At 62.6% G+C, this 9,611-nt stretch carries 6 protein-coding genes; all 6 read right to left on the bottom strand.

Features of this window, described 5'->3' with window-relative positions:
* The coding region (locus SO139_RS07940; protein WP_498539877.1) for a beta strand repeat-containing protein at positions 1-2,153 on the bottom strand (2,153 nt) is incomplete at its 3' end.
* Between the two features lie 799 nt (positions 2,154-2,952).
* A complete protein-coding gene (locus tag SO139_RS07935; protein WP_449380175.1) occupies positions 2,953-4,302 on the bottom strand; it encodes an MFS transporter in 1,350 nt (449 codons plus the stop codon).
* A 64-nt stretch (positions 4,303-4,366) separates the two neighbouring features.
* Positions 4,367-5,020 carry a hypothetical protein gene (locus SO139_RS07930; RefSeq protein WP_449380144.1) on the bottom strand — a complete coding sequence of 218 codons (654 nt, stop codon included), beginning with the start codon at positions 5,018-5,020 and terminating at the stop codon, positions 4,367-4,369.
* 193 nt (positions 5,021-5,213) lie between these two features.
* The gene (locus tag SO139_RS07925) at positions 5,214-5,651 is read right to left on the bottom strand and encodes a CopG family transcriptional regulator (RefSeq protein WP_449380143.1); all 438 of its coding nucleotides are present in this window, start codon (positions 5,649-5,651) and stop codon (positions 5,214-5,216) included.
* Positions 5,652-5,660: 9 nt separating this feature from the next.
* Positions 5,661-7,658 (bottom strand): conjugal transfer protein TraG, encoded by a 1,998-nt coding sequence (locus SO139_RS07920; RefSeq protein WP_498539876.1) that lies wholly within the window; start codon positions 7,656-7,658, stop codon positions 5,661-5,663.
* A gap of 111 nt (positions 7,659-7,769) precedes the next feature.
* On the bottom strand, positions 7,770-9,521 hold the full coding sequence (locus tag SO139_RS07915) for a relaxase/mobilization nuclease domain-containing protein (protein ID WP_498539875.1): 1,752 nt from the start codon (positions 9,519-9,521) through the stop codon (positions 7,770-7,772).
* Positions 9,522-9,611: the final 90 nt, after the last annotated feature.

Genomic DNA, 9,611 nt, shown 5'->3' with positions numbered 1-9,611 from the left:
CCGGCGTTGGTCGTCGTGCCCGCAGTGTTGGTCAGCAGGCCGGATACCGTGCCGCCGGCGTTGTTGTTGAACGTCGCCGCATTATTCACTACGCCAGTGATGGTCGCGTTATTGTCGACGGTGCCGGCGCCAGAGATGTCGACGGTACCGGCAATCAGGTTGTTGTTGACGACCGAGCCGCCGGTCACCGTGGCGCCGCCGTTGAGCTGGCCGGCGTTGGTCGTCGTGCCCGCAGTGTTGGTCAGCAGGCCGGATACCGTGCCGCCGGCGTTGTTGTTGAACGTCGCTGCATTATTCACTACGCCAGTGATGGTCGCGTTGTTGTCGACGGTGCCGGTGCCGGAGATGTCGACGGTACCGGCAATCAGATTGTTGTTGACGACCGAGCCGCCGGTCATCGTGGCGCCGCCGTTGAGCAGCCCATAGTTGGTCGTCGTGCCAGCGGTATTGGCGAGCAGGCCGGATACCGTGCCGCCGGCGTTGTTGTTGAACGTCGCTGCATTATTCACTACGCCGGTGATGGTCGCGTTATTGTCGACGATGCCGGTGCCGGAGATGTCGACGGTACCGGCAATCAGGTTGTTGTTGACGACCGAGCCACCAGTCACCGTGGCGCCGCCGTTGAGCTGACCGGCGTTGGACGCCGTGCCAGCGGTGTTGGTGAACAGGCCCGATACCGTGCCAGTACTCTGGTTGACGAAGGTGCCGGCATTCAAAATCGTGCCGGTCCAGGTGCCGGCGTTGCTCAGCAAGCCGCTGTCGTTGATCGCATTTCCGATCCAGACGCCGCCATTATTGTTGTGAATGGCGCCGCCAGCGCCGTTGCTGGCGATGTCGCCGGTCCACACTCCCGTGGAAGTGTTAGTGATGGTGCCGGTGTTGGTATTGACCCTGGCGTTGTAGGCGCCGCTGTTGGTGACGGTGCCGGCATTGTCGAGATCGTCATTGACGGTACCGCCCTGCGCCACCGTGATGACACCGTTGTTGGTGATGCCAGTCGTGGCCGTCAGCGTGCTGGTGCCGTCGACTCCGATGGTGCCGGAATTGTTGATCGTGGTGGCGGTTGCGGTCGCGCCCGTCAGGTTCAGCGTTCCCGACGTCACCGTCCAAGCCTGGGTGGTGGCACTCGAGGTGTTCGACAGGGTCCAGGTGCTGGATCCTGATTTGTTGAACTGCGTGAAATTCTGATACTGCGAGCCAAGTTGCGACAGATCGAACGAACTGTCGGTGGTGCCGCCGAGCACCAGCGCGCTGGTGCCGTTGCCGATGACGTTGCCGCTGATGCTGGAGCCGGCCCGCAGCTCAAGGCTGTTAGTGCCGCCCGTAAAGTAGATCGCGGTACTGCCGGAAATGGCTCCCGCATTGATGATCGTCAGGTTTTGTCCGACGATGCCATAGCCCGTGGCCCCGTTCGCTCCGACGTTGGAATAACCGGCGGCGTCGCCGCCCAGCCCGCCGCCCCCCGCCGAAATCGTGCCGTTGTTGGTGATTGCGGCCCCGTTGGCGTTGGTCACCGTGATGCCGTTGCCGCCGTTGCCCCCGGCGCCGGCAGCGCCGGTATAGCTGCCGCCGGTAACTCCGATACCGCCGACGCCGCCATCACCGCCCTGTACGGTGACACCACCATTCACGGTGAGGGCGACACCGGTGTTGGCGCCGTTCACAACGATTCCGCTGCCGCCGCCGCCGCCGCCACCGCCGCCGCCAATGGACGACGGAAAGGAAAAGTTGATCATGCCCGAGCCGCCGCTGCCGCCGGTGCCGCCTGTTGCTCCGACGCTGATCGTCGTCGTGCCGGTGGCACTGACCGTGGTGCCGGCGCCGCCAGCGCCGCCGCCGCCGCCGCCCGCTCCTTGAGAGGAGGCGCTGCCACCGCCGCCGCCGTTGTCGGACCCGCCGCCGCTGCCGCCATTGCCGTTCCCGCCGGTCCCTCCGCTGCCACCGCCGCCGCCCGTTGAAGTCCCGTCGCCGGCAAGACCCGCAGCCCCGCCGCCACCCGGGGTGCTCCGGTTCGGTGCGTTACCGCCGTTGCCGCCGTTTTGCCCGATCGACTGGGCGTAGGAAGGTGCCGGTACCGCCAGAATGATGACGGATGCGACGCCGGCCATCCAGCCGAGCCGGCTCCGGTGGCCGGTCGGCTGAATTGGCGTCAATGGAGCCGGCGAACGCCGATCGAAACCTGTTCCGGTTGAAATGATACGCACCGTAAGACCGCCTGATCCGCTCCCGGAGATGCCGGGCTTCCTGCCGGTCGACATCGCCTTTGCAATTGAATCTTGCCGGCGGAGATGTGAGTCGCCGGCCAATGGTCGGCAGTTAGCCACCCATGGGGCGTCGGTGTCCTGAAAGGGGGACGGTTACTTTCTGAAGCTTTTCTGATATTTGCGTTTCAGCCTGCTTCTATTGCCGAAATTTCGGATATTGCCGGGGCAGCGCGAGTCTTGGGCTTCGATCCGTGGAGCGGGATCGAGCTGTATCATGTCGGCCTTGCACAAATTAGAACGGATCGCTTCGAGGATGCGCTGGCGACCTTCAAGCAAGCGGAACCGCTTTGACACGCCGCAGGTCTTGCGCCTAGGCATGGGATGATTGGCGCAGGCTGGGCCAATCTGCCGATGGGCCGCGCCGAAGGCGCTGTGCCCTGGCTGCTGAAGCCGTCAGCCAGCGGTCGCACATATATGCCGCTGGCGGCGGCCTATCAGCGAATGGGACGAATCGACGACACCAGAGCGACGATAGAAAAGAGCCCCCGAATTACGGCCCGGCTCGACCATGCGCAACGCCACCACCAACTGCAACAAACGCCAGCTCAGCGGAGATGTCCGCTCTGCGGCTGCATCTGGAGAAGCGAGGGTTCGCAGTTTTGTTATGGACGATGGGAGTTTGGTGCCCCGGAGGAGATTCGAACTCGCAGATGTGAGTTGCGCCAATTAGCGATGGAAGCGATCAACGTTACCACTCCGCGCCGTCACGTGCCTCCATGATCGAGACATCGGCAGGCCGAATGATTGCTTCAACCGAGTCCCCGTCTCGCGAGCGGTGATGCAGGAGGGAACTATCGATCCACCCACCCAATTCTCGAATCCAGGGAATGCTAGACCAAGCCAGCGCCACGACCTGCAAGGCAAGGCTCAACCCAAAGGCAACTTGGTAGGCAATCAGCGGATAGTGCCCATCTTGAACGGGCCATTGTTCAAGTATGAGTCCAGTTCCACATTGGACCGCGAAGGTCCACCCGAAATGCAAGACGTTCAAGCTTCCATTGGCGCGAGCCGCGAGCTCGGTTGGAAAGTATTCTGCGATCGTCGCGTAGCTGAGGACAGTGGCGGCGCCGACAACGGAAACCACTGACCATGGCAGCATCGACGGGAGCGGAAGACGCAGGATCAGTGTGAGCTCAGCCAACACGAACAGTAACGCCATCGCTGCGAGCAGCGTCTCCGAACCGATACCACGTCTTCGCAACCGGTCGGCAATCGTGCCCAGCAGCAAGGCGCCGCCGCATAGACCAATAGCCATGACGAACAATTGGGTCACCAAGGTTTCGCGGTTCAGTCCCTCGACATCCCTGAGCCAGGGCGCGGCCCACAATGCCTGCAACGACCAAGCCGACCCAACGCAGCTCGCCGAAAGTGGTGCAATTCGCCAGAAACGGCGATCCCTGAAGATCGCTTCCAGCCGAAGTCCGGCGGGTCGCGCTTGCTGCGCAATCTTGCTCTCCGGGACCGCTAGAAAGATCAGAAGGGCGGCTGCGAGCGTTGTGATCGCCAAAACCTCGAATATTCCGCGCCAACCCATCGAGTTCAGCAACCATTCGGCTGGTTGGGTTGCGGTCACCGCTCCCAAAGCGCCCAGCATGATCATATAGCCGTTCATCAGCGCGACCCGCTCTCTGGGAAACCAGAGAACGATCGCTTTCAGCCCAGCCATCAACGCGGCCGCGACGCCGAGTCCAATCATTGCGCGCGCGAGGAGAACCGACATGAATCCGTTCGAAGCACCGAACAGAGTGGCACCAAGGGCCGCGGCGAGCAACAAGACGCTCTGAACCCGGCGCGGACCAAAGCGGTCCAACAGGATTCCGATTGGAATCTGGGCAGCCCCAAAGATCAGGAAATATACCGATGTCAAAAGCCCGAGACTGCCGGCGTCCAAGCCCAGGTCGGCCGACAGAGGTTCAGCAATCAGCGTATTGATGGTACGAAACAGATAGGAGAGGTAGTAGCCTGCCGCAAACGGCAGAAAAACGCTGAAGATCAGCCGCCATTTTGGAAGTCGCCCCGCGGCACTTGTCTCGGGGATTGTGGGTGCGGCGAATGGGACGAGCGGGGCCTGGCCTGCTCTCCTTCCCGCCGCCTCAATCGAGTCAGCAGAACGCGTTTGGCAAATTTCGAAAGTTGCGGTTGCTGCCGTCCTCCTGGACGGCAGCAATCTGTTCGGATTCCGCGACTGGAGCGACGTCCGCGAGGATGTTCGCCTGATCTTCCGAACGACCGGGCACGATTTTCCCATCGCGCTCAGGCGTGGAGGCGTCGCGCTCTGTGATGCTGAGACCGGCGATCGTCTCCCGCATCAGCGGCCGGCCCGAGCGCACACGCCGATCAACCTGCCCGGCCAGGGCCTTGAACCGCCGATAGCCCAGCACACACGCGTCGCGCTGTTGCGACGGCGGCATCGGCGGCGTCACCGTGACGTGATAGCGGGCGTGCAACGCGACCGTCTCGGCAATGATCGCAAGTTCGCTCTCCAGGCGTTCAATCTGATCACCGATCCGATGGAAGGCTTCGTGCACCATTTCTTCCATCGGCGGAGCCGGATTCAGGAAACGTTCGAGAGCTGCCTGTACGACCATGCTCTTGCCAGCCCCCGCCCGGCCGCTTGCAGCTTCCAAGCTCTCGAAAATCGTTTCAGAGAGCTGCACGCTGACCTTTCTGGTTCGAGGTGGGGTTGGGGAGGTGTTCGCCTCAGTTTGATCCAAACTCAGGCTGACCTGTCCATCGCGTTCGCCTTCGACCGTCATAATCTCCCCTCCCCGTGCAACTAGATCGATCGGTGCAGCTCGCGCTCGCAATCAGCGAGGCGAGATGCGATCAAAACGAATGAGCTGTCTTCAACGGCGGCGAAGGACAGAAGGGACAGTCCTGCGATTGCTTCAAGCGCACAGGCACCGATGTCGTAGTCTGGCGTAGGATGAGAAAGAAATGGCGGGCCGATCAGGCGGGATTAGGTTTGTCAGCCGACGGAACACGCGGCTCGACGTCCAAGCTGATTTCCTGCGCGAGGCTCTGGCCTCGGGCGAGCCGCCGGCCCAAGGCTTCGATGAACCCCTCGTAGCGTTCACGACCCTTGGCCTGGGCAGCAGGTTGTGCGGTATCCGGCAGGGGCGGCGTCGCCGTCAACCAGAAGCGAACGAACAACGCCAGCGCTTCATTCGAAATCGTCACGTGACGCTCGAGGCGCTCGACCTGGCGCGTCAGCCGGTCCAACCGCCGGCCGAGGGCCGCTTCCATGCGCTCGGAGCCATCCGGGGACAGGAATGAGGACAGAGCCGATTCGACGACGAGGGCCTGCGGCACCCGCTTCCGATTGGCATAGTCCGCCAACTGGCTGGCAAGATCTGGTGGCAGGCGAAATGTATGCTTGGTCCGCATCGCCTCTCCTCAGAGATCAAGGCCGTCATCGGGATCCATCGCGGCCTGGCGGGCTACGCTCGCCGCCACGCCGCGCAGTTCGCGTACTCGTTGGATATCATCAGAATCTTCGTCGCCGAATTCGAACTCGGTTTTCGCGGGAGGCGCATGTGGTGCCACATCTTCATGCACGGGAAGCTCCGGCTCTCGCCTAATGCCACCATTGGCCGGATCGTCGATGGATCCACTTTGCTGTTCTTGAACCTTCGGTTTCTGCGTGTTGAGCGGGGTGACCGGCAGGGGCAATTTGCTCCAATCATCTTCCGCAAGCGAAACACGGCTCTCCACCCCGCTTGACGTTGCCGGCGGAAGCACGCGCTCACGAAACCGCGAGTCTTCGTAATAGCGCACCTTTTTCGCACGGATCGGCGGGCACCCTGAAACCAGAACCAGTTCATCGTCCGGTGGTAATTGCATCACCTCGCCGGGCGTCAGAAGCGGACGTGCGGTCTCCTGCCGCGACACCATGAGGTGACCGAGCCACGGGCTTAACCTATGGCCAGCATAGTTCTTCATGGCGCGCAATTCCGTCGCGGTTCCCAGCGCTTCCGACACGCGCCGAGCGGTACGTTCGTCGTTGCTGGCGAAGGACACACGGACATGGCAGTTGTCCAGAATCGAATTGTTCGGGCCATAGGCCTTCTCGATCTGATTCAGGGACTGGGCGATCAAGAAACTCTTGAGCTCGTAGCCAGCCATGAACGCTAGCGCCGACTCGAAGAAGTCCAGCCTGCCCAGCGCCGGAAACTCGTCGAGCATCAGCAGCACGCGATGCCGACGTCCCTTGGCCTTCAAATCCTCCGTCAAGCGGCGGCCGATCTGGTTGAGAATCAACCGTACGAGCGGCTTGGTCCGGCTAATGTCGGACGGCGGTACGACGAGGTAGAGGGTTGTCGCCTGGTCTGCCTCCACCAGGTCACGGATCCGCCAGTCGCTGCGGCGCGTGACCTGTGCCACGACTGGATCACGGTAGAGCCCAAGGAACGACATCGCAGTTGAAAGCACGCCAGAGCGTTCGTTGTCGCTCTTGTTCAGAAGCTCTCGCGCCGCAGAGGCGATCACCGGGTGAACGCCGGTATCGGCCAGATGTGCCGTCGACATCATCGCACGCAAGGTCGCCTCGATCGGACGCTTGGGATCCGACAGGAATTTTGCGACACCCGCTAAGGTCTTGTCTTGTTCGGCATAAAGGACATGCAGGATCGCGCCGACCAGCAGGGAATGACTGGTCTTCTCCCAATGGTTGCGCCGTTCCAAGGCACCTTCCGGATCGACCAACACGTCGGCAATGTTCTGGACGTCCCGAACTTCCCACTCGCCGCGACGAACCTCCAGGAGAGGGTTATAGGCTGCCGAGTTTCGGTTGGTCGGATCGAACAGCACGACCTTTCCATGGCGGGCGCGGAAACCAGAGGTTAGATGCCAGTTCTCGCCCTTGATGTCGTGGACGATACAACTGCCGGGCCATGTCAGGAGCGTCGGCACGACGAGACCAACGCCCTTACCCGATCGCGTGGGTGCGAAGCAGAGCACGTGCTCGGGGCCGTCATGTCGAAGGTAGTAGCGATCAAAGCAGCCCAGCACGACACCGTCCGGGCCCAAGAGCTGCGCGCTACGAATTTCATTCTGCAGTGCCCATCGGGCGGAGCCATAGGTGGCCGCGGTCTGCGCCTCCTGCGCTCGCCAGATCGACATTCCGAAGGCGACGATGATCGAGATCACCCCGCCGGACGCCGCGATGCAGGCCCCCTCGACGAAGATCTTGGGGGCATATGCATCGTATGCGTACCACCACCAGAAGAAGGCGGGGGGAAGGTAGATGGGCATTCCGAGCTCAAACCAGGGTGCTCCGAGTCGCGGCTGGAATCCCAGCCTCCAGGCAACCCATTGGGTCGCTGCCCACGTGGTGATGAGCACGATGGCAAGGACGAGCGTGATCTGGCCCCAAAGCACTTTGGTTGTTGACATGGCCGAGATGCAGCAGGGCTACCCGCGCGACATCAAGGATAAGACGCCCCCAAGGGTGTGTCGTGCGGTCCCCGCGCAGAAATCGGACAGGTCAGGATCCGGCCGATACCGCTAGAGGCCCAGTCCGCGCTTGCGACCAAAATCCCAGTCGACCCTGCCGCCTGGCATCATGATGCCTGTGACCTGCTTTCCGAGATGCTGCTCCAAGGCTGGTCGCCATGGTACGAGTTGGAAACCGAGACCATCATCGATCATGGCAAAGCGGCCCGAGGCAAGGGTCACCCGTTGCCTGTAGATGCCGGAGACAGGATCGCCCTCAGCAGTCAAGCGGTGGTCAAGCCCCGTTCCAGCCGCAAGCTTGGTGATCGCCTCCTGCAGCTCGCGCCGCCGCAACGTCGCAAGCAAGTCGCGCGCGAATAGCACGCGCTGCCCCTGCCGGCGGCCCTGGCCCTGCTCGATGAGGTAGTCGACGCGAGCCTCCATCGCTTCCCGCACCTCGGCTCCGAAGCCGCCGTGGCTGAGCGGCAGATCCTTGGCGAGGAGCTGACGGTCGAGCCATGTACTGCCTTTTGCCACTACCTGTTGCTCAATGGACAGGTCCGATCGGACGGCCAGCGACACGCGCCGGCGCCCGTTCGTGTCATCGTATGCGCGTGCCTCGACGATGGCGCCAGCCGGCGCATCGCCAGTCATCTCAATGTCTGCAAAGCGCAGGTGGTGCGTGCGACCATCGATACCGGCGATGATCGCGTAGGCGGATCCTTTGAGCTCATCGTCGAGACCACGTTGAACGAGGCGCCCCAAAACGGGATCGGTCGGTTCTTCGCTGTGCAGAGCAAAGGTGCTGATATCCGGCTCGCGACCGGCCCCACAGAGGGCCTGGTGCATCGTCTTGATGATGTCGCCGCGCATGCCGATCTGGCGAAGCGCCTCGTCAAGGCCAGGTTTCAGGGTCCAACAGGCGGGGCTTGCTGGCTCAGCCAAACCAAGGCGTTCCAGCTTGGCGGCCCTGCCGAGCAGCAGACTGCGCGGGTCGGTATCTTGGATATCCGGGCCTGGCCTGAGATCTACCACGCCCCCATTCGCGTCGGAAATGTCCCGCAGCGCACGGTCGAGGCTGGTCCAGCGCTCCGCATCGACCTCCCGCTCGAGGCTTGCGCGAATCTCATGCTCGCTTCGCGGCCCCAACTCGAGGGTAACTCGGTCGGCCGCCCGATCACGCAAGCCGCGGCTAATATACTCGCGGCTGATCACGAGGTCCTGACCGTCGTCGGCACGCCCGCGGATGAGGATGTGGACATGCGCGTTGTCCGTATTCCAGTGATCTACCGCGACCCAGTCGAGTCTGGTTCCCAGATCCTTCTCGACGTCACGCATCAGCTCACCCGTGAACGTCTTGAGGTCTCCCAGCGCGGCGCCATCCTCGGGCGAGACGATGAAGCGGAAGTGATGACGATCCTCTTCGCAACGCGCGGCGAAGGCGCGCTCGTCCGCCGCATCAGAGGTCTTGTCAAACATGCGCGCGTCTTCGCCGTCACGCGTTACGCCATCGCGCTTGAGATAGGCCAGGTGCTTGGGCAGGGTCGCCGATCGAAAGCGCGAGCCCTTGTGACGCACGACGCGTGCTTTTGTCACCACCCGCCGGGCATTAGAGCGCAGGCGGATCGAGACTGCCGCGCGGCGGCCGCGCCCGAAGTGGGACCGACTGTGAGCCTGGCTTGACCGAAAACTGTTGCCGACATGCCCCGCCCTCTTTGCGGACCGCATCACCTCCCCGACGAAGCTCTTCGGGCGCTTGGCCCCACGGTTGCCGTGGTCGATGCGACCGGGGCGGATCCGCAGGTCGTCGTCGCGTGACGTCACAGTGGAAAACCTTGTTCTGGCGCAGGCGTATGGCGTGCGAGACATTGATTGCACTTGAGAAATCGCGAAAGCGATGGCAGGGGGCATCGC

It is taken from the genome of Bradyrhizobium sp. UFLA05-89 (assembly GCF_059803475.1).
Note: the sequence above shows the minus strand (reverse complement) of the source record. Positions and strands in the feature narration are given on the sequence as shown.

Bases quoted from the DNA above. Each gene is read 5' to 3' on its own strand.
- SO139_RS07925 (WP_449380143.1), bottom strand. From the start codon at position 5,651: ATGCGGACCAAGCATACATTTCGCCTGCCACCAGATCTTGCCAGCCAG.
- SO139_RS07920 (WP_498539876.1), bottom strand. From the start codon at position 7,658: ATGTCAACAACCAAAGTGCTTTGGGGCCAGATCACGCTCGTCCTTGCC.
- SO139_RS07930 (WP_449380144.1), bottom strand. From the start codon at position 5,020: ATGACGGTCGAAGGCGAACGCGATGGACAGGTCAGCCTGAGTTTGGAT.